We start from the raw sequence: 17,802 nt of genomic DNA, 5'->3' as shown, positions 1-17,802 counted from the left end.
CGCGACGGCAGCGGCCCTTCCGGGTCGCTGCCTGCGCGCCGCGAGGACCACCCACAACTTCTGACGGAGACCAATTCATGACTGAGACTTCGCTTCCGCCCTCGGGTGGCGACCGCATCGAGCCGGTCGACATCCAGCAGGAGATGCAGAACTCCTACATCGACTACGCCATGAGCGTGATCGTGGGCCGTGCGCTGCCGGAGGTGCGCGACGGTATGAAGCCGGTGCACCGGCGCATCCTGTACGCGATGTACGACAACGGGTATCGGCCCGACCGCGGCTATGTGAAGTCCGCGCGCCCGGTCGCCGACACCATGGGTAACTATCACCCGCACGGTGACACGGCCATCTACGACACCCTGGTGCGTATGGCGCAGCCGTGGGCGCTGCGGTATCCGCTGGTCGACGGTCAGGGCAACTTCGGTTCCCGCGGTAATGACGGCGCGGCCGCCATGCGTTACACCGAGTGCCGCCTGACGCCGCTGGCGATGGAGATGCTGCGCGAGATCGACCACGAGACGGTCGATTTCACCCCGAACTACGACGGTAAGACCCAGGAGCCGACCGTCCTGCCGAGCCGGGTGCCCGCCCTGCTCATGAACGGTTCCAACGGTATCGCCGTCGGTATGGCGACGAATATCCCGCCGCACAACCTGAACGAGCTGGCCGAGGCCATCTATTGGGCGCTGGATAATCACGACGCCGACGAGGAGGCCACTCTCGCCGCGTGCATCGAGCGGGTGAAGGGTCCGGACTTCCCGACCGCGGGCCTGATCGTGGGTACCCAGGGCATCCACGACGCCTACACCACCGGACGCGGTTCGGTCCGCATGCGCGGCGTGGTGGAGATCGAGGAGGACAGCCGCGGTCGCACCACGATCGTCATCACCGAGCTGCCGTACCAGGTCAATACCGACAACTTCATCAATGCCATCGCGGAGCAGGTGAAGGACGGCAAGATCGCGGGTGTCTCCGACATCCACGACGAGTCCTCCGACCGTGTCGGTATGCGCATCGTGGTGACCGTGAAGCGCGACGCCATCGCCAAGGTGGTGCTGAACAACCTCTACAAGCACACCCAGCTGCAGACCTCCTTCGGCTGCAACATGCTGTCGATCGTCGACAAGGTGCCGCGCACGCTGCGTCTGGATCAGATGATCCGGCTGTATGTGAATCACCAGTTGGAAGTCATCATTCGGCGGACCCGCTACCTGCTGCGCAAGGCGGAGGAGCGGGCTCACATCCTGCGCGGTCTGGTGAAGGCGCTGGATCAGCTGGACGCGGTGATCGCCCTGATCCGCCGTTCGGCCGACACCGAGACCGCCCGCACCGGCCTGATGCAGTTGCTGGAGATCGACGAGATCCAGGCGACCGCCATCCTCGACATGCAGCTGCGTCGCCTGTCGGCTCTGGAGCGGCAGAAGATCCTCGACGAGTTGGCCAAGATCGAGGCCGAGATCGCGGATTTGAACGATATTCTGGCCAAGCCGGAGCGGCAGCGCGCCATCGTCCGTGACGAATTGGCGGAGATCGTCGACAAGTACGGCGACGACCGCCGCACCAAGATCATCGCGGCCGACGGCGACGTGCAGGACGAGGACTTGATCGCCCGCGAGGACGTGGTCGTGACGATCACCGAGACCGGCTACGCCAAGCGCACCAAGACCGACCTCTACCGCTCGCAGAAGCGCGGCGGCAAGGGCGTGCAGGGCGCGGGTCTCAAGCAGGACGACATCGTCAAGCACTTCTTCGTCACCTCGACCCACGACTGGCTGCTGTTCTTCACCAACAAGGGCCGGGTGTACCGGGCCAAGGCGTACGAGCTGCCCGAGGCCAACCGCACCGCGCGCGGCCAGCACGTGGCGAACCTGCTGGCCTTCCAGCCGGACGAGAAGATCGCCCAGGTCATCCAGCTGAAGTCGTACGAGGACGCGCCGTACCTGGTGCTGGCCACCCGCAAGGGCCTGGTCAAGAAGTCCAAGCTGACCGACTTCGACTCGAACCGGACCGGCGGCATCGTGGCGGTCAATCTGCGCGACGAGGACGAATTGGTCGGTGCGGCACTGTGTTCGGCCGATGACGACCTGCTGCTCGTCTCCGCGCACGGCCAGTCGATCCGCTTCAACGCCAATGACGAGGTGCTGCGCCCGATGGGCCGCGCCACCTCCGGCGTGCAGGGCATGCGCTTCAACGCCGACGACGAACTGTTGTCGCTCAACGTGGTTCGCGACGCGGAGGGCATCTATCTGCTTGTCGCGACGGCGGGCGGGTACTCCAAGCGCACGGCCATCGACGAGTACACCGCGCAGGGTCGTGGCGGCAAGGGTGTGCTGACGATTCAGTACGACGAGAAGCGTGGCAGTCTGGTCGGGGCGCTCATTGTCAATGACGACGACGAGCTGTACGCGATCACCTCCGGCGGCGGTGTCATTCGCACACTGGCGCACCAGGTTCGTAAAGCGGGTCGTCAAACCAAGGGCGTCCGGTTGATGAACCTGGGTGAGGGCGATACTTTGCTCGCGATCGCTAGGAACGCGGATGAGCCCGACCAGGTTGCCGAAGATGACACCAGCGGTTCGGCGAAGCAGTAGTTTCTCCACAGCAGCGGCGGCACAACGGATCGAAGGATTCACCATTGACCACGAATCAGCCGAATGACCAGCGAGGTCACGCCAACGGCGTGACCGAGAGAATCGCCCCGTCCCCGATTCCGCCGCGTCCCATTCCGCGGCCGGGCGCGCAGGACGGTGGAACGCCGCAGAATTCCGAATTGCCGCCCAAATCCGGTGATTCGGCCGCCGAGGCCCCCGCGGCCGACGCGGCGCCCGCCGCTCCCGAGGCGGCGGACGGGCAGGGCGGTTCGCCCTTCCAGGAGGGCTGGTCGCAGCTGCCGCAGCGGGAGCCGCAGTCCAACCTGTACCGTCCGGGCCAGTCCCCGACGGCGGGCCGGCCGGGGACCAACCCGAGCCTCGGCGGTGGCGGCCTGAACGCCGGTGTCTCCAATGCCCGCACCACCGCCGACCTGGCGGCCAAGGCGGCGCGCAAGGAGGCGGCCATGGTGAAGTCCGTCGGCATCGACGGACCGACCCGCAGCATCTCCCGCCCGGAGCTGGTCAAGGATCTGCCGGATCTGTCCGAGCTGCGGCACCCGCTGCCGCCGCCGGAGCCGATCGCGCCGGCCGGTCCGGTCTCGCCGTCCGCCCCCGCGGCGGTGGCGCAGGCCGCGGCCACCGGTGAGCCGCTGCGCGCCACCGTGCAGCTGCGCCACATCGACCCGTGGTCCACGCTGAAGGTCTCGCTGGTGATCAGCGTGGCCATGTTCTTCGTGTGGATGCTGGCCGTCGGCCTGCTGTACCTGGTGCTCGAGGGCATGGGCGTCTGGGAGCGCCTGAACTCCACCGTCTCCACTTTCACCGACTCCAGTTCGGACAGCTCCTCGGCGCTCATCGACGCGGGCACGGTCTTCGGCTACGCCGGTGTGATCGGCCTGATCAATGTGGTGCTGCTCACCGCGCTGTCCACGGTCGGGGTGTTCGTCTACAACCAGTGCACCGATCTGGTCGGCGGCATCCAGGTCACCCTGTCCGATCCGGACTAGGAAACCGCTGTTTCGATCCGCCCGCGACGGCCGGTCAGTCTTGCTTCCGCAAGCCGCTGACCGGCCGTTTTGGTTATCGGTGCCGACGTACGGTAATCTTCTGCCTCGTTCGAGTCACACACTTCGAACACCCACTAAGGGACTATAGCTCAGGCGGTTAGAGCGCTTCGCTGATAACGAAGAGGTCGGAGGTTCAAGTCCTCCTAGGCCCACCCACAGGTAAAGAACGAACTGCCTTCCCAGGGGCCTTAGCTCAATTGGCAGAGCACTGCCTTTGCAAGGCAGGGGTTAGGGGTTCGATTCCCCTAGGCTCCACTCCCACCAGCCGCAGACCGCCTCGGTCTGCGGCTTCTGTCGTTGCAGTACTGTGGGATTCATGAAAATCCTGCTCACCATTGTGATCGCCGCCGCCGTCGTTTTCGGGATCAGCAAACTGCGTCAGCGCAATGACGCCGACCTGTGGCATGAGGTCACCACGCGCTGACCGCCTCGAATTTGGCTGTGACACGGAACAAGCGGCGGTTTTCCATCCGATTCACGCCGTAAGGTCGAGAGATGGCGTCCACTGAGATCTCCGAGCTGGTGCAGTCCGTGGTCGAGCCATATCTGTTGAGCGGCCCGCGCCGGTACAACCGGCATCAGGTCGCGGATCTGACCGGGTTGCCCAACAATGTCACCCGCCGCCTGTGGGTGGCGTTGGGCTTCCCGGCCGATCCGGACGACGAGGCCGTGGAATACAGCGACTCCGATATCGAGGCCGCCCAGACCTTCGCCAAGCTGCACGTGCTGGCCACCGCCGACACGCACCGTCAGACCACGGCCGCGCGCACGCTGGGACGGTCCATGGCGCGGCTGGCGGAGTGGCAGGTCGATCTGGTGACCGAGGAGATCCTGGACCGGATCACGACCCTCGCGCGCGAGCAGCCGGACCTCGATCCGAAGGAAGCGGCGCGCATCGCCACCGACGAGGTGGTCACCGAATTCGAGACCTTGCAGCGCTACGCCTTCCGCCGGCACCTGGACGCCGCGCTGGCGCGGTCGCTGGACGGGGGAGCGGCGGCGGGGGACACGGTTCGCGTGCTGGCCGTCGGATTCGCCGACATGGTCGGTTACACCCGCCTGACCCGCCACCTGGAGGCCGATGAGCTGTCGGCGCTGCTGGAGGCCTTCGAGACGGCCACCAGCAACGCCATCGTCGCCAATGGCGGCTGGGTGATCAAGAACGTGGGTGACGAGGTCATGTTCGCGGCGGCGACGGCCACCGACGGGGCGCGGATCGCGCTCGCGGTGCAGGAGGCCGCCATCGCCTCGCACGGCGTCACCCAGGAGCTGCGGGTGGGTCTGGCCTACGGGGAGGTGTTGCAGCGCTTCGGCGACCTCTACGGGTCGACGGTGAACACGGCGGCGCGGCTCACCGGTGTGGCCCGGCCGGGCACGGTGCTGGTGGACGACGGGGCGGCCGCGGCCATCGAGGCGGATCTGGATTTCACGCTGCGGCATCTGGCCACGGTGCGGGTGAAGGGCATCAATCGGCTGTACGGGCATGTGCTGCGCCGCAATGAGATTCGACCGCTGGTCTGAGTGATCCCCGTCGAGGACGTGCTCCGGGAATGGGGGCGGGCCTCGGCGAAGGGGGGGAGTTAGCCGAGGCCCGCGTAAGGTCGGCCCGGGGGGGAGGGGCCGACGGGAACGATCCTACGCGACGATTTCGGATTGTGTGGCTATCGGGGCATCGCGTTCAAAGATTTTTTCGAGTAATAAGCGCGGTTGTCGGCGGCGGGCTCGGCATCGTGACCGAAATGCGTCCTTCGCCGAATTACGTTCGAGTAGTTGACGACTCACGATCCCGGGCGCCGTCCGCGCCGACGTTGGTGAAACTCGGATGACTCACTCTGCCGATCCGGGCATACTGGCCAGACGCCGACGATCGTGTTCGACCGCATCCGTGCAGTTCGGAACAGGAGAATCATGCCTGCCGCCATAGTCGCCGAGGGTCTGGTCAAGAGGTACGGCCATCTGGTCGCCCTCGACGGCCTCGACCTCTCGGTCCCCGAAGGCACCGTGACCGCCCTGCTCGGCCCCAATGGCGCCGGCAAGACCACCACCGTGCGCGTGCTCACCACGCTGCTCATCCCCGACGCGGGTCACGCCGTCGTCGCCGGGGTGGACGTCCTGAAGGACCCGCAGCTGCTGCGCTCCCGCATCGGCGCCTCCGGCCAGTACGCCGCGGTCGACGAATACCTCACCGGCTTCGAGAATCTCGAGATGGTGGGCCGTCTGTACCACATGGGGGTGCGGCGCAGTAAGGAGCGAGCGCGCGAGCTGCTGGACCGGTTCCGCCTCGCCGACGCCGCCGACCGCCCGGTCAAGGGCTACTCCGGCGGTATGCGCCGCCGCCTGGACCTGGCGGGCGCGCTGGTCGCGAATCCGCCCGTGCTGTTCCTGGACGAACCCACCACCGGCCTGGATCCCCGTGCGCGCCTGGACCTCTGGGACGTCATCGAGGAACTGGTGGCGGGCGGCACCACGCTGCTGCTGACCACCCAGTACATGGAGGAGGCCGACCGGCTGGCCGATTCCATCGCCGTCATCGACCACGGGCGGGTGATCGCGGAGGGCACCTCCGACGAGCTCAAGGCGATGGTGGGCGGCGACCGGATCGAGCTGGTCGTCGATCACGCCGACAATCTCGCGGTGGCGCGGCAGGCGCTGGAAGGCTTGGCGCACGGCGAGATTCGGCTCGAGCCGGGGCTGCGGCGGATCATCGTGCCGGTCGAGGACGGCTCGCAGGCGCTGGTGGACGCCATCGGGCAGCTGACCGCGCACGAGGTGCAGATCCACGACGTGGGTCTGCGCCGGCCCTCGCTCGACGATGTGTTCCTGTCCCTGACCGGACACGAGGCCGAAGAACTGATCAACGGCAATCGACCCGCCGAGGAGAAGGAGGGGGCTCGATGAGCGCCACGCTCGCCGTCGCCGGAAAGCCTTCGCTCGCACAGCGACTGGCCATGGTGGTGACCGACAGCATCACCATCACCAAACGCAATGTGATCAAGATCCGCCGGGTGCCGGATGTGCTGATCTTCTCGACGCTGTCGCCGATCATGTTCGTGCTGCTGTTCGCCTACGTCTTCGGCTCGTCGATCCAGTTGCCGGGCACGTCCTATCGCGAGTTCCTGATCGCGGGGATCTTCGCCCAGACCGTGGTGTTCGGTGCGACGTTCACCGGTCTGAGCCTGGCCGAGGACATGCAGAAGGGCATCATCGACCGCTTCCGGTCACTGCCCATGGCCCCGTCGGCGGTGCTGATCGGCCGCACGCTCTCCGACGTGGTCATCAATGTGGTGAGCCTGGTGGTGATGTCGCTGACCGGTCTGCTGGTGGGCTGGCGGATCCGCGGCTCGTTCCTCGACGCGGTGCTGGCGTACGTGCTGTTGCTGCTGTTCGCGTACGCGGTGTCGTGGATCATGGCGGTGGTCGGCCTGCTGGTGCGCGCGCCGGAGGTCTACAACAACGCCAGCTTCATGGTGATCTTCCCGCTCACGTTCATCGCCAACACCTTCGTGCCGTCCGCGAACCTGCCGACGGTGTTGCGCGTTGTGGCGGAATGGAATCCGGTGTCGGCGGTGACGCAGGCGACGCGTGATCTGTTCGGCAACACCTCGCCGATGGGTCCGAGCGCGGATGTCTGGCCCATGCGGCATCCGGTCGCGACGACCCTGATGTGGATCGTCGTGATCCTGGCGATCTTCGTGCCGCTCGCCCTGAAGCAGTACAAGCGCTCGGTGAGTCGCTGAGTAACTCGGCGACTCACCGCGGGCTTCAGTGGTTCACGAGGTCCGGCGAGGGCGCCGAACCGTTGCGCGAGTAGCCCAGGCGCGGCGGTTCGGCGGCCGGTGCCTCCGGTTGCGGACGCTTGTTCACGAAAAACGCGACGACACCTCCCGCGATAGCCACGAGGGCGGCCACGATGACCTTGTTACGAACGCTCCCCAGCTCCATCCGACCATGCTGGCACAGCAAGACAATTCGTGCACGGACGGGGCCGCCGATCGATTACTCGACGGTAACGCTCTTGGCCAGGTTGCGCGGCTTGTCCACGTCCCGGCCCAGCGCCATGGCCGTGTGATAGGCCAGCAACTGCAACGGAATCGTGAGGATGATCGGGTCGAGTTCCGGGCACACCGCCGGAACCCGGATCACCGAATCCGCCAGCCCGTCCGGCAGATCGGTGTTGGTGACCGCGATGACCGGGCCGCCGCGCGCCTTGATCTGCTCGATGGTGGTGATGTTCTTCGCCAGCAGCTCGTCGCCGGGCACCAGCACGATGGAGGGCATCTCCGGGTCGATCAGCGCCAGCGGGCCGTGCTTGAGTTCGGAACCCTGGTACGCCTCGGCGTGGATGTAGGAGATCTCCTTCAGCTTCTGCGCGCCCTCGCGCGCCACCGGCCAGGCACGCACCCGGCCGATGAAGAACATGCTGCGCGCCTTGGCGAATCGCGACGCGATGTCGGCGACCGTCTCCTCCTCGGCCAGCACGGCGTCGATGGCGTCGGGCAGCGCGCGCAGCCCGGACACGATGCGCTCGCCCGCCGCGGCCGACAGGTCCCGCACCCGGCCCAGCAGCAGGCCCAGCATGGCGAAGGACACGGTCATATTGGTGAGCGCCTTGGTCGAGGCCACCGAGACCTCCGGGCCCGCGTGCAGGAACACGCCCGCACCGCACTCGCGCGCGATGGCGCTGCCGACCACGTTCACCGCGCCGATGACACGGCCGCCCTTGCGCTGCAATTCCTGAACGGCGGCAAGGGTATCCAGGGTCTCGCCGGACTGGCTGATCGCCACGTACAGCGCGTCCGGGTCCACCACCGGATTGCGGTAGCGGAACTCCGAGGCGGGCTCGGCGACGGCCGGGATCCGGGCCAGCTCCTCGACCAGCTGCGCGCCCAGCTGGCCCGCGTAATAGGCGGAGCCGCAGCCCAGGAACACGACCTTGCTGATGCCGCGCAGCTCGCGCGCGTCCATGTTCAGGCCGCCCAGGTGGGCGGTGGCGAAGCGCTCGTCGAGGCGGCCGCGCAGCGCCCGGCGGACGGCGTCGGGCTGTTCGGCCATCTCCTTGCGCATGAAGTCGGGGTATCCGCCCAGCGCGTAGTCCTCGGCCGCCATATCGATGGTGGTGGGGATCTTGTCGGTGCGGCGGGCCTCGAGACCCAGTGTGCTGGTGCGGAATTCGTCGGCGCGCACGGTGGCCAGCTCGCCGTCGTCGAGGAACACCACGCGCTGGGTGTGGTGCACCAGGGCGGCCACATCGGAGGCCACGAACATCTCACCGTCGCCGACGCCGAGCACGATGGGGGAGCCGTTGCGGGCCACCACCAGTTCGTCGGGGCGGCGGGCGTCGAGCACCAGCAGGCCGTAGGTGCCCTCGACCCGGCGCATGGCGGTGCGGACCGCGTCCTCCAGGGTCTCGGATCCCTCCAGGGCGGCGGCGACCAGATGCGCGATGGCCTCGGTGTCGGTGTCGGAGGCGAATTCCACGCCCTCGGCGGTCAGCGCGGCGCGCAGCACCTCGGCGTTCTCGACGATGCCGTTGTGCACGACCGCGATCCGGCCGGAGACGTCGGTGTGCGGGTGCGCATTGGCGTCGGAGGGTTCGCCGTGGGTCGCCCAGCGGGTGTGGGCGATGCCCACATTGCCGCGCAGCCGGGCGGCTTCGGCATCGGCCTTGTTGCGTAGGTCCTGGACCCGGCCCTGGGTTTTGGTGACCCGCAGGCGGCCGCGGTGCGGCACGGCCAGGCCCGCGGAGTCGTAGCCGCGGTATTCGAGCCGGTGCAGGCCTTCCAACAGGACCGGGACGGCCTCACGATGCCCGATATAACCGACGATTCCACACATTGCGCGACGGACTCCTCACCCGTAGACGATGCGACGCAGTTGCCGTTCGGTGAAGTCGGGGGCGGCGACCCGGCGCTGCGCGAGCTCGGCCGCCAGGCGCTGCCAGATTTCGGCATTGCGGACCTGACGGCTCTGCAATTCGGCATGTCTGCGGCGCACGAACTGCTCGGCGGTCTCGTCGAAGTATCCGACGACATCGGCGACCACGCGGGCCGCGACGGCGGGCGGCAGGCCGGTGGAGGCCGCCACATGGCGGACCAGATCGACCGGATCCCCGTCATTCACTCGACCGAACATGCCATGCCGGGACCGTTTCCGCCACTTCTGTGCCCGAATCCGGGCAGGGAATCACATCTCACGGCGGATTCGGGGGCTTCGCGTGTGCCGCTTCGGCCCGGCCACGCGCCCTGCACCTATCCTGGCGGCGTGACTTCACCGAATCAGACCGCCGTGGCGACGTTGCACACGAACCACGGCGACATCAAGATCTCGCTCTTCGGTAACCACGCCCCCGCCACCGTCCGCAATTTCGTCGGCCTGGCCGACGGCTCCAAGGCGTACAACACCCCGAACGCCGCGGGCACCGACTCCGGGCCGTTCTACGACGGCTCGCTCTTCCACCGTGTGATCGACGGCTTCATGATCCAGGGCGGCGACCCGACCGGCACCAGCCGCGGCGGGCCCGGCTACGAGTTCAAGGACGAGTTCCACCCGGAACTGCGCTTCGACCGGGGCTACCTGCTCGCCATGGCCAACTCCGGGCCCGGCACCAACGGCTCCCAATTCTTCATCACGCTGGGCGCGCAGCCTCACCTGAATCGCCGCCACACCATCTTCGGTGAGGTCGTGGACCCTGATTCCCGCAAGGTGGTCGACGCCATCGCCACCATCGCCACCGACCGCGACGACCGCCCCAAGGACGACGTGGTGATCAACAGCATCACCATCGCCTGAGAAACGGCCCTCGTACGGCCTTCGAAGAGGAAATCCCCATGCAGCCCCAGCCGCCCGCCCCGGCCTGCTACCGCCACCCCGACCGGCCCACCGGTCTGGCCTGCACCCGGTGCGGGCGTCCGGCCTGCCCCGAATGCCTCACCGCGGCCGCGGTCGGGCAGCACTGCGTGGAGTGCGTCCAGCAGGGCCGTGACGATGTCCGGCCGGTCCGCAACGCGGCCGGTACGACGCTGTCGCGGATCTCGCAGCCGTACGTCACCTACACGCTGATCGCCGTCAATGTGATCGTCTTCGCGGTCACCGCGCTGCAGTCGCACAGCCTGATGGACAACCAGCGTTCCCGGCTGTTCTACGACTGGGTGCTGGTGCCGGGCTTCGTCGGCTACGACGGCGGCTGGGCGCGGGTGCTCGGCTCGGGCTTCCTGCACTACGGGCCGATCCACCTGCTGGCCAATATGTTCGCGCTCTACGTGCTGGGCCCGTACTGCGAGGTGGCGCTGGGCCGGGCCCGCTTCGTGGCGGTGTACTTCGCGTCCCTGCTGGGTGGTTCGGCGGCGATCACCGCGCTGTCGGATCCGCTGACCGCCTCCGCGGGCGCCTCGGGCGCGATCTTCGGGATCTTCGGCGCGGTCGCGGTGATCATGCTGCGCACCCGCCAGAACCTCACTCAGATCGCGGTGCTGCTGGGGATCAACCTGTTGATCACTTTCTCGGTGCCCGGCATCTCGGTGTGGGGGCACCTGGGCGGACTGCTCGCGGGCACGCTCGCCACCACCGGAATCCTGTATCTGCCGCGCTGGATCGGGATCCGGGAAACCCGCACGGCGCTCACCGTCGGCTGGGTGGCGGTCGCGGTGGTGGCGCTGGCCGCGGTGCTGGTGACCGTGCTGGCCGCGCCTACCCTCTAACGCGACAGGTGCGCGCGCAGCACCTCGAGGACATCCTCGGGGCGCGTGCCCAGATCCCAGCGGCCGAAGATCAACAGCCGTTCCTCGCCGGAGTTGTCCACATCCATCTCCAGCATGGGCATACGACGGCCCAGCCGCCGGTAGTGCACAACCCGGACCCGCAGGATCTGCTCGGGTGCGTACCGCTGCGGCCCGGTCAGACCGCGCACCACGATATGCACAGGGTCACCGGGTTCGACGGCGAGCCGCGGCCGTTGCCGCACGCCCAGGGCGGTCAGACCGAGCAGTCCCACCGCGGCCACACCGATGAGCAGGCGGCCGGGGCCGTCCGTCGACACGATCGCGGCCACGGCCAGCACCAGGCCGCCGATGCCGCAGGCCACCAGGGCGGCCGGGGGTGTGGACCAGGACAGTCGGGAGTCGGGGCCGGTGGCGGTCACTGTCCCCACTCTTTCCTCGAGTTGTCCACAGGCTCATCCACAGGTGTGCATGAATGACAATGGTGTAAGCCACATTCCCGGGGGAGCGGGCCACCCGTGCGGGGCATTCAGCGCCAGCGCATGGTCATGATCAGACCGACCACCATCAGGCCGAATCCGATCAGGAAGTTCCACGCGCCCAGATCGCTCATCCAGTGGATCTGCTCGTTGGCCAGGTAGTAGACGAGCAGCCACACCAGACCGGCGAGCATGAAGCCCAGCATGATGGAGACGTACCAGACCGGCGACGGACCAGCCGTCTTCACCCGCACCGGGGTGCGGCTGGCCGGGTTGATCGTGTAATCGGTCTTCTTCCGGACCTTCGACTTCGGCATGACGTCCTCGTTTTCGGCGTTCTGTCTGCGTAGACATTATCCCGGGAACCCTGGGGAAAGTGTCGTCGGGGAGGGCGCGGGCGATTGTGGCGACACGGTTCGGCGGTATTGCGTGCGACGGCGGCGGCCGCGCCAACTACTCTCGAATCATGCGTGTACTGGTCGTCGACAACTACGACAGCTTCGTGTTCAACCTGGTTCAGTATCTCGGACAGCTGGGTGTGGACGCCGAGGTCTGGCGCAACGACGACGCGCAGCTCGCGGATGTGGACAAGGTTGTGCAGGACTTCGACGGCGTGCTGATCAGCCCCGGACCCGGCACCCCCGACCGCGCCGGCGCCTCCATCCCTCTGGTGCACGCCGCCGCGAAGCACGCCACCCCGCTGCTCGGCGTGTGCCTGGGACACCAGGCCATCGGAGAAGCCTTCGGCGCCACCGTGACCCGCGCCCCCGAACTGCTGCACGGCAAGACCAGCAGCGTCTTCCACATCGGCGCCGGCGTGCTGGCCGGGCTACCGGATCCGTTCACCGCCACCCGCTACCACTCCCTGACCGTCCTCGAGGAGACCATGCCGCCGGAGCTGGAGGTGCTGGGCCGCACCGAATCCGGCATCGTCATGGCCCTGCGGCATCGCGACCTGCCCATCCACGGTGTGCAGTTCCACCCCGAATCCGTGCTCACCCAGGGCGGGCACCGCATGCTCGCCAACTGGCTGGGCGTGTGCGGCGAGCGGCCGGCGGAGGGGCTGGTGCAGACCTTGGAGGCGGAGGTCGCGGCCCTGGCATGAGCGGTCAGGGGCCGGAGGAGGCAGCCTGCGTAACCACGCAGGCCCCCCGCTCATGCCATATGGAGACGGCGTCATGATGGGCGGCGCGGCGTGAGGCCGCGGGTCCTGCTGTCGGTGGCCGTCAGCATCGACGGCTACATCGACGACGCGAGCCCGGACCGCCTGTTGCTGTCCAACGCCGCCGATTTCGATCGGGTCGACGCGCTGCGCGCCGACTCCGACGCCATCCTGATCGGTGCGGAGACCCTGCGCCGCGACAATCCCCGGCTGCTCGTGAACAGTTCGGACCGCCGCCTGCAGCGGGTCGCCGCGGGCAAGCCCGACTATCCGGCGCGGGTGATCGTCTCCGCACGCGGCGAGCTCGACCCGGAGCTGCGGTTCTGGCACAGCGGCGGCGAAAGACTCGTCTACACCACCGATTCCGGGGCCGCCCGCCTCGGCGACCGGCTCGCCGGTCTGGCCGAGGTGATATCCCTGGGCGCGACGATCGATTTCGCGGCCCTGCTCGATGACCTGGGGAAACGTGGTGTCGAGAGCCTGATGGTCGAGGGCGGCGGATCGATCCACACCGCCTTCCTGTCGTCCGGATTGGTCGACGAGATCTGGATGGCCGTGGCGCCCTTGGTGGTCGGCGATCCGGCCGCCCCGCGCTTCCTGGGACCCGCCGCCTTCCCCGGCGGGCCCCAACACCGCATGCGGCTGGCCGATGTGGCCCGGATCGGGGATATCGCCCTGCTGCACTACCTGCCGAAGGAGGATTCCGATGTCGGATGAGGCACGGCTGGACCGCGGCTGGATGCGGCACGCCATCGGTCTGGCGCGGTTGTGCCCGCACAGCGACACCGCCTTCGCGGTGGGTGCGGTGATCGTGGGCCTGGACGGGGTGGAGATCGAGCACGGGTGGTCGCGGGAGACCGACGACAAGGTGCACGCCGAGGAGTCGGCGCTGAACAAGCTGGCCGCCGACGATCCGCGGCTGCGGCACGCCACCCTGTACAGCACCCTCGAGCCCTGTTCGCAGCGCGCGAGTCAGGATCGGCTGCCCTGCACGGATCGGATTCTGCGGGCCGGGATCCGGCGTGTGGTGATCGCCTGGCGGGAACCCGGCACCTTCGTGGACAACTGTGTCGGGGTGGAGCGGCTGCGTGAGCACGGCGTCGAGGTGGTCGAACTGCCCGATCTGGCCGAGGAGGCCATGTCGATGAACCGGCATCTGCGGCTGTAGGTTTCGCCCGCGCACGGTTTCACATGAAACAAGACAGGGGTTCGCGGACGATCCGCGAACCCCTGTTCTCACAATGGAATCCGAATCACGGCGGGCCGAGCGACAGCACCCCGGTCGTGATGGTCACCGTCTGGGACTTGCCCAGCGACGAGCCCGCGGTCGGCTGCTGGGCCAGGATGCGACCGACCTCGCCCGCGTTCAGCGTGCTCATGGTGTTCTGGCTGACCTGCCCGTTCCAGCCGCTCTTGCGCAGCATGTCCACGGCCTGCGCCGGGGTGAGGCCGCGCAGGTCGGGCATGGTGATCTGGTCGCCGCTCGAGACCTGGACGGTCACCGTGGAGCCCTTGTCGGCCTGGGTGCCCGCGGACGGGTTGGTGGCGATGACCGTGCCCTTGGGCTGGTTGTTCGGCACCTCCTGGACCACGACCTTGAACAGCGCGGTGTCGCCCAGCGTGGACTGCGCGACCTCGATCGACTGCCCGACCACATTGGGGACGACCACCTTGTCCGGACCCGAACCGAGGGTGATGGTGACCTGTCCGTCGGTATCGACCTTCTGGCCCGCGTCCGGGGTCGACGACACGACCTTGTCCTTGTCGTCGGCGCTGGAGGCCTCCCGCTTCACGTCGGGATTCATCCGCAGCCCTTGCGAATTCAGGGTCTGCTCGGCCTGCTGGCGGGTGAGGCCGGCCAGTTTCGGCACCGTCACCTGCTGCGGTCCCGCGGACACCTGCAGGGTGATGGTGCTGCCCTTGCCGACCCGGGATCCACCCAGCGGCTGGGTGGCGATGACATTGTTCAATGCCACCTTCGGGTCGTTCTTCTGCTGGATGGCGACCGTGAAACCGGCCTTCTCCAGATCCCGTTGCGCCAGTTGGTAGTTCTGGTTGGCGACGTCGGGCACGGTGACCTGATCGGCCCGTGACCCGGGGCCGACCAGCATCCACAGCAGGATGCCGACCACCGCGACCGCGGCCACCCCGAGGATGCCGATGAGCGCGGTGCGCCGGCGCGGGTTGGCCTCGACGATCTCCTGTTCGGTGGTGTCGTCACGGCGTTCGACGGTGCGGTAGCTGCGCGGCGGCGGCAGGTCGTCGTCGAGGAAGCCGGTGCGGTCCTCGTCGGTCATGACCATGGGGGCGGTGGGCTTCTGCCCGCCCAGCACCCGGATCAGGTCGGCGCGCATCTCGGCCGCGGTCTGATACCTGTTGGCCGGGTTCTTGCTCATCGCCTTGAGGATCACCGAGTCGAGCTCGCGCGGCACCCCGGGATGCACCTGCGACGGCAGCCGCGGATCCTCCCGGACATGCTGGTAGGCGACCGCGACCGGGGAATCGCCGGTGAAAGGCGGTTCGCCGGTGAGGATCTCGTAGAGCACGCAGCCCACCGAGTACACGTCCGACCGCGCGTCCACCTGCTCGCCGCGGGCCTGTTCGGGGGAGAGGTACTGGGCGGTGCCGATGACCGCGGCCGTCTGGGTCATGGGGTTGGAGCTGTCGGCGATGGCGCGGGCGATGCCGAAGTCCATCACCTTCACCGCGCCGGCCCGGTTGATCATGATGTTGGCGGGCTTCATGTCCCGGTGCACGATGCCGTTGCGGTGCGAGAAGTCCAGCGCCGCGCACACGTCGGCGATGACCTCCATGGCGCGCCGCGGCGGCAGCGGTCCCTTGCCGCGCACGATGTCGCGCAGGGTGTCGCCGTCGACGTACTCCATCACGATGTAGGGCAGCGGCCCGCCGTCGATCTCGGCCTCGCCGGTGTCGTACACCGCGACGATGGCCGGATGGTTGAGGGCGGCCGCGTTCTGCGCCTCACGCTTGAAGCGCAGGTAGAACGTGGGGTCGCGGGCCAGGTCGGCGCGCAGCACCTTGATCGCCACATCCCGGCCCAGCCGCAGATCTCGGGCCTTGTGGACCTCGGACATGCCACCGAACCCGATGATCTCGCCCAGCTCGTAGCGGGAGGAGAGGTTCTTCGGGGTCGTCATGGCAATCCTTGCTGCGCGACTGAGGATGAATTGGGGTCCTGTGCGTACACCGGACTGCGGTTACTGCCGGGACTCACCGCTCCGCCGGAATTCGCCCCGCCGGAATTCGCGCCGGGAGTCACTGGCAATGATGGTAGGTCGCCCCCGCCCTGGCCCGGCCACGGCCACCGGTCGGGCTTGGTGGTCGTGGGTTTCGCCGGGGTGGTGGTGACCGGCGGGGTGGTCTTGGGCGGCGTCGTCGTGGTGACCGGCGGCGGGGTGGTGGTCGGCTCGACCGTGGTGGTCGGCGGCGGCTCGACCGTGGTCACCGGGGGCGGCGGCGGCACCGGCCGTTCCCGGGTGGTGGTGGTCGGCGGGACGGTGGTGGTCGGGGTGATCACCGGCGGCGCGATCACCGCGCTGGTGCGGGCGGGCGGCGTGGAGTCGTGCGAGGAGCTGCTCATCAGGATGATGGCGGCGGCCGCGCCGAGGATCAGCGCGCCCACACCCAGTCCGGCGACGACCTTCTGGCCATTGGTGAATCGACCCGAGCCGCCGTCCTCCACACCGGGGACCGTCATGGGTCCGACCGGGGTGCGGGGTCCGGACATGACGGTGGTCTGGGCGGCGGGCGGTTCCATGGGCCCGCGCATCGGCTGCTGCGTCGGCGGGGCGTAGCGGGCGGTGGCCTGGTCGGCCCGCGCGCCCGGGATGATCATGGTCGGTCCGGGCGGCAGCACCCGGGTGGCACCGGTCATGGCCGCGGACGGCAGGCCGCCGGGCGGCGTGGGCCGGCGACCCGAACGCACCGCGGACACCGCGTCGGCGAACTCGCCGCCATTGGCGTAGCGCTGGCCCGGCTCCTTGGCCATGGTGATCTCGATGAGCTCCCGCACGTTCGGCGGCAGGTCGGCGGGCAGCGGCGGCGGGGCCTCCCGCACATGCTTCATGGCGACGGTCAGCGCGCCGTCGCCGGTGAACGGCCGCGCGCCCGCGAGCGCCTCGTAGCCGACCACGCCCAGCGAATACACGTCCGAGGCGGCGGTGGCGTCCTCACCGGTGGCCTGCTCCGGCGCGATGTACTGGGCGGTGCCCATCACCATGCCGGTCTTGGTGACCGGGGAGGCGTCGACGGCCTTGGCGATGCCGAAGTCGGTGATCTTCACCTGACCGGTCGGCGTCACGAGGATGTTGCCGGGCTTCACGTCCCGGTGCACGACACCCGCGAGGTGCGCCACCTGCAGCGCGCGCCCGGTCTGCTCGAGCATGTCGAGGCCCTGGGCCACCGAGAGCCGGTTCAGCCGGGACAGCACCGCGTTGAGCGGCTCGCCCTGCACGAATTCCATGACCAGATAGGCGATCTCGCCGCCGGACGGATCCTGCGTCTCGCCGTAGTCGTAAATGCTCGCGATGCCCGGGTGATTCAGCTGCGCGGTGGTCCGCGCCTCGGTACGGAAGCGCTGCCGGAAGGTGGGGTCGGTGGAGAACTCCGCCTTCAGCACCTTCACCGCGACCCGGCGGTCCAGCCGGGTGTCCAGCGCTTCCCAGACCTGACCCATGCCGCCGGTGGCGATCAGCCGCTGCAGCCGGTACCGGTCCGCGATCATCGCACCGTTGTTCAGCATTCGTGACCCTGTCTGCTCCCATGCAG

At 68.3% G+C, this 17,802-nt stretch carries 18 protein-coding genes and 2 tRNA genes; 13 read left to right on the top strand and 7 right to left on the bottom strand.

Annotation, left to right across the window (positions count from 1 at the left end; all coding sequences use genetic code 11):
- The first annotated feature begins 77 nt into the window (after nucleotides 1–77).
- From gyrA to ACFYTS_RS15850, 8 genes are all read left to right on the top strand, one after another.
- Complete coding sequence (gene gyrA / locus ACFYTS_RS15885) at nucleotides 78–2,591, top strand: DNA gyrase subunit A (RefSeq protein ID WP_357274918.1); 2,514 nt, start codon at nucleotides 78–80, stop codon at nucleotides 2,589–2,591.
- Between the two features lie 89 nt (nucleotides 2,592–2,680).
- Nucleotides 2,681–3,598 (top strand): DUF3566 domain-containing protein, encoded by a 918-nt coding sequence (locus ACFYTS_RS15880; protein ID WP_387304778.1) that lies wholly within the window; start codon nucleotides 2,681–2,683, stop codon nucleotides 3,596–3,598.
- Between the two features lie 138 nt (nucleotides 3,599–3,736).
- Nucleotides 3,737–3,810 (top strand) — tRNA-Ile (locus tag ACFYTS_RS15875).
- Nucleotides 3,811–3,840: 30 nt separating this feature from the next.
- A tRNA-Ala gene (locus ACFYTS_RS15870) sits at nucleotides 3,841–3,913 on the top strand.
- 61 nt (nucleotides 3,914–3,974) lie between these two features.
- Nucleotides 3,975–4,082, top strand: a complete 108-nt coding sequence (locus ACFYTS_RS15865) for a DLW-39 family protein (RefSeq protein ID WP_357274922.1) — start codon at nucleotides 3,975–3,977, stop codon at nucleotides 4,080–4,082.
- 71 nt (nucleotides 4,083–4,153) lie between these two features.
- A complete protein-coding gene (locus ACFYTS_RS15860) occupies nucleotides 4,154–5,179 on the top strand; it encodes an adenylate/guanylate cyclase domain-containing protein (protein WP_357274924.1) in 1,026 nt (341 codons plus the stop codon).
- 387 nt (nucleotides 5,180–5,566) lie between these two features.
- The gene (locus tag ACFYTS_RS15855) at nucleotides 5,567–6,556 is read left to right on the top strand and encodes an ATP-binding cassette domain-containing protein (RefSeq protein WP_357274927.1); all 990 of its coding nucleotides are present in this window, start codon (nucleotides 5,567–5,569) and stop codon (nucleotides 6,554–6,556) included.
- Nucleotides 6,553–7,395, top strand: a complete 843-nt coding sequence (locus ACFYTS_RS15850; protein ID WP_387304775.1) for an ABC transporter permease — start codon at nucleotides 6,553–6,555, stop codon at nucleotides 7,393–7,395. Before ACFYTS_RS15855 ends, ACFYTS_RS15850 begins: the two co-directional genes overlap by 4 nt.
- Before the next feature lie 25 nt (nucleotides 7,396–7,420).
- Here the strand turns inward: ACFYTS_RS15850 and ACFYTS_RS15845 are convergent, their stop codons facing one another.
- Genes ACFYTS_RS15845 through ACFYTS_RS15835 form a run of 3 tightly spaced genes read right to left on the bottom strand, consistent with a single transcriptional unit; the run spans nucleotide 7,421 to nucleotide 9,778 of the window.
- Nucleotides 7,421–7,600 (bottom strand): hypothetical protein, encoded by a 180-nt coding sequence (locus ACFYTS_RS15845; RefSeq protein ID WP_357274929.1) that lies wholly within the window; start codon nucleotides 7,598–7,600, stop codon nucleotides 7,421–7,423.
- A gap of 54 nt (nucleotides 7,601–7,654) precedes the next feature.
- Entirely contained in the window at nucleotides 7,655–9,493 is a 1,839-nt protein-coding gene (gene glmS, locus ACFYTS_RS15840; protein ID WP_387304772.1) for a glutamine--fructose-6-phosphate transaminase (isomerizing), read from the bottom strand.
- Between the two features lie 15 nt (nucleotides 9,494–9,508).
- Nucleotides 9,509–9,778: a hypothetical protein gene (locus ACFYTS_RS15835; protein ID WP_246598244.1), complete on the bottom strand. Its 270-nt coding sequence runs from the start codon at nucleotides 9,776–9,778 to the stop codon at nucleotides 9,509–9,511.
- A gap of 141 nt (nucleotides 9,779–9,919) precedes the next feature.
- Here ACFYTS_RS15835 and ACFYTS_RS15830 point away from each other — a divergent pair, with 141 nt between their 5' ends.
- Together ACFYTS_RS15830 and ACFYTS_RS15825 are read left to right on the top strand one after the other, a co-directional pair.
- Nucleotides 9,920–10,447 carry a peptidylprolyl isomerase gene (locus ACFYTS_RS15830; protein WP_387304769.1) on the top strand — a complete coding sequence of 176 codons (528 nt, stop codon included), beginning with the start codon at nucleotides 9,920–9,922 and terminating at the stop codon, nucleotides 10,445–10,447.
- Nucleotides 10,448–10,485: 38 nt separating this feature from the next.
- Nucleotides 10,486–11,355: a rhomboid family intramembrane serine protease gene (locus ACFYTS_RS15825; RefSeq protein WP_387304766.1), complete on the top strand. Its 870-nt coding sequence runs from the start codon at nucleotides 10,486–10,488 to the stop codon at nucleotides 11,353–11,355.
- Here ACFYTS_RS15825 and ACFYTS_RS15820 read toward each other — a convergent pair.
- Together ACFYTS_RS15820 and crgA are read right to left on the bottom strand one after the other, a co-directional pair.
- The gene (locus ACFYTS_RS15820; protein WP_357274937.1) at nucleotides 11,352–11,795 is read right to left on the bottom strand and encodes a PH domain-containing protein; all 444 of its coding nucleotides are present in this window, start codon (nucleotides 11,793–11,795) and stop codon (nucleotides 11,352–11,354) included. The two genes, ACFYTS_RS15825 and ACFYTS_RS15820, sit on opposite strands and share 4 nt — an antisense overlap.
- A gap of 107 nt (nucleotides 11,796–11,902) precedes the next feature.
- Entirely contained in the window at nucleotides 11,903–12,169 is a 267-nt protein-coding gene (gene crgA, locus ACFYTS_RS15815) for a cell division protein CrgA (protein ID WP_357088463.1), read from the bottom strand.
- A gap of 149 nt (nucleotides 12,170–12,318) precedes the next feature.
- Here crgA and ACFYTS_RS15810 point away from each other — a divergent pair, with 149 nt between their 5' ends.
- The 3 genes from ACFYTS_RS15810 to ACFYTS_RS15800 all read left to right on the top strand — a co-directional run bounded on the left by ACFYTS_RS15810 (nucleotide 12,319) and on the right by ACFYTS_RS15800 (nucleotide 14,182).
- Nucleotides 12,319–12,957 carry an aminodeoxychorismate/anthranilate synthase component II gene (locus ACFYTS_RS15810; RefSeq protein WP_357274939.1) on the top strand — a complete coding sequence of 213 codons (639 nt, stop codon included), beginning with the start codon at nucleotides 12,319–12,321 and terminating at the stop codon, nucleotides 12,955–12,957.
- 90 nt (nucleotides 12,958–13,047) lie between these two features.
- Entirely contained in the window at nucleotides 13,048–13,731 is a 684-nt protein-coding gene (locus tag ACFYTS_RS15805; RefSeq protein ID WP_387304761.1) for a RibD family protein, read from the top strand.
- Nucleotides 13,721–14,182: a dCMP deaminase gene (locus ACFYTS_RS15800; RefSeq protein WP_387304759.1), complete on the top strand. Its 462-nt coding sequence runs from the start codon at nucleotides 13,721–13,723 to the stop codon at nucleotides 14,180–14,182. Before ACFYTS_RS15805 ends, ACFYTS_RS15800 begins: the two co-directional genes overlap by 11 nt.
- A gap of 85 nt (nucleotides 14,183–14,267) precedes the next feature.
- Here the strand turns inward: ACFYTS_RS15800 and pknB are convergent, their stop codons facing one another.
- Entirely contained in the window at nucleotides 14,268–16,172 is a 1,905-nt protein-coding gene (gene pknB, locus ACFYTS_RS15795) for a Stk1 family PASTA domain-containing Ser/Thr kinase (RefSeq protein ID WP_357274945.1), read from the bottom strand.
- On the bottom strand, nucleotides 16,169–17,776 hold the full coding sequence (locus tag ACFYTS_RS15790; RefSeq protein ID WP_357274947.1) for a protein kinase: 1,608 nt from the start codon (nucleotides 17,774–17,776) through the stop codon (nucleotides 16,169–16,171). The genes pknB and ACFYTS_RS15790 overlap by 4 nt, the downstream gene beginning before the upstream one ends.
- Nucleotides 17,777–17,802: the final 26 nt, after the last annotated feature.

It is taken from the genome of Nocardia sp. NPDC004151 (assembly GCF_042874235.1).
Taxonomy (GTDB): domain Bacteria; phylum Actinomycetota; class Actinomycetes; order Mycobacteriales; family Mycobacteriaceae; genus Nocardia.
This window is presented reverse-complemented; position numbering and strand designations above follow the sequence as displayed.

Bases quoted from the DNA above. Each gene is read 5' to 3' on its own strand.
- gyrA (WP_357274918.1), top strand. From the start codon at position 78: ATGACTGAGACTTCGCTTCCGCCCTCGGGTGGCGACCGCATCGAGCCG.
- ACFYTS_RS15865 (WP_357274922.1), top strand. From the start codon at position 3,975: ATGAAAATCCTGCTCACCATTGTGATCGCCGCCGCCGTCGTTTTCGGG.
- ACFYTS_RS15860 (WP_357274924.1), top strand. From the start codon at position 4,154: ATGGCGTCCACTGAGATCTCCGAGCTGGTGCAGTCCGTGGTCGAGCCA.
- ACFYTS_RS15855 (WP_357274927.1), top strand. From the start codon at position 5,567: ATGCCTGCCGCCATAGTCGCCGAGGGTCTGGTCAAGAGGTACGGCCAT.
- ACFYTS_RS15850 (WP_387304775.1), top strand. From the start codon at position 6,553: ATGAGCGCCACGCTCGCCGTCGCCGGAAAGCCTTCGCTCGCACAGCGA.
- ACFYTS_RS15845 (WP_357274929.1), bottom strand. From the start codon at position 7,600: ATGGAGCTGGGGAGCGTTCGTAACAAGGTCATCGTGGCCGCCCTCGTG.
- glmS (WP_387304772.1), bottom strand. From the start codon at position 9,493: ATGTGTGGAATCGTCGGTTATATCGGGCATCGTGAGGCCGTCCCGGTC.
- ACFYTS_RS15825 (WP_387304766.1), top strand. From the start codon at position 10,486: ATGCAGCCCCAGCCGCCCGCCCCGGCCTGCTACCGCCACCCCGACCGG.
- crgA (WP_357088463.1), bottom strand. From the start codon at position 12,169: ATGCCGAAGTCGAAGGTCCGGAAGAAGACCGATTACACGATCAACCCG.
- ACFYTS_RS15810 (WP_357274939.1), top strand. From the start codon at position 12,319: ATGCGTGTACTGGTCGTCGACAACTACGACAGCTTCGTGTTCAACCTG.
- ACFYTS_RS15800 (WP_387304759.1), top strand. From the start codon at position 13,721: ATGTCGGATGAGGCACGGCTGGACCGCGGCTGGATGCGGCACGCCATC.
- pknB (WP_357274945.1), bottom strand. From the start codon at position 16,172: ATGACGACCCCGAAGAACCTCTCCTCCCGCTACGAGCTGGGCGAGATC.
- ACFYTS_RS15790 (WP_357274947.1), bottom strand. From the start codon at position 17,776: ATGCTGAACAACGGTGCGATGATCGCGGACCGGTACCGGCTGCAGCGG.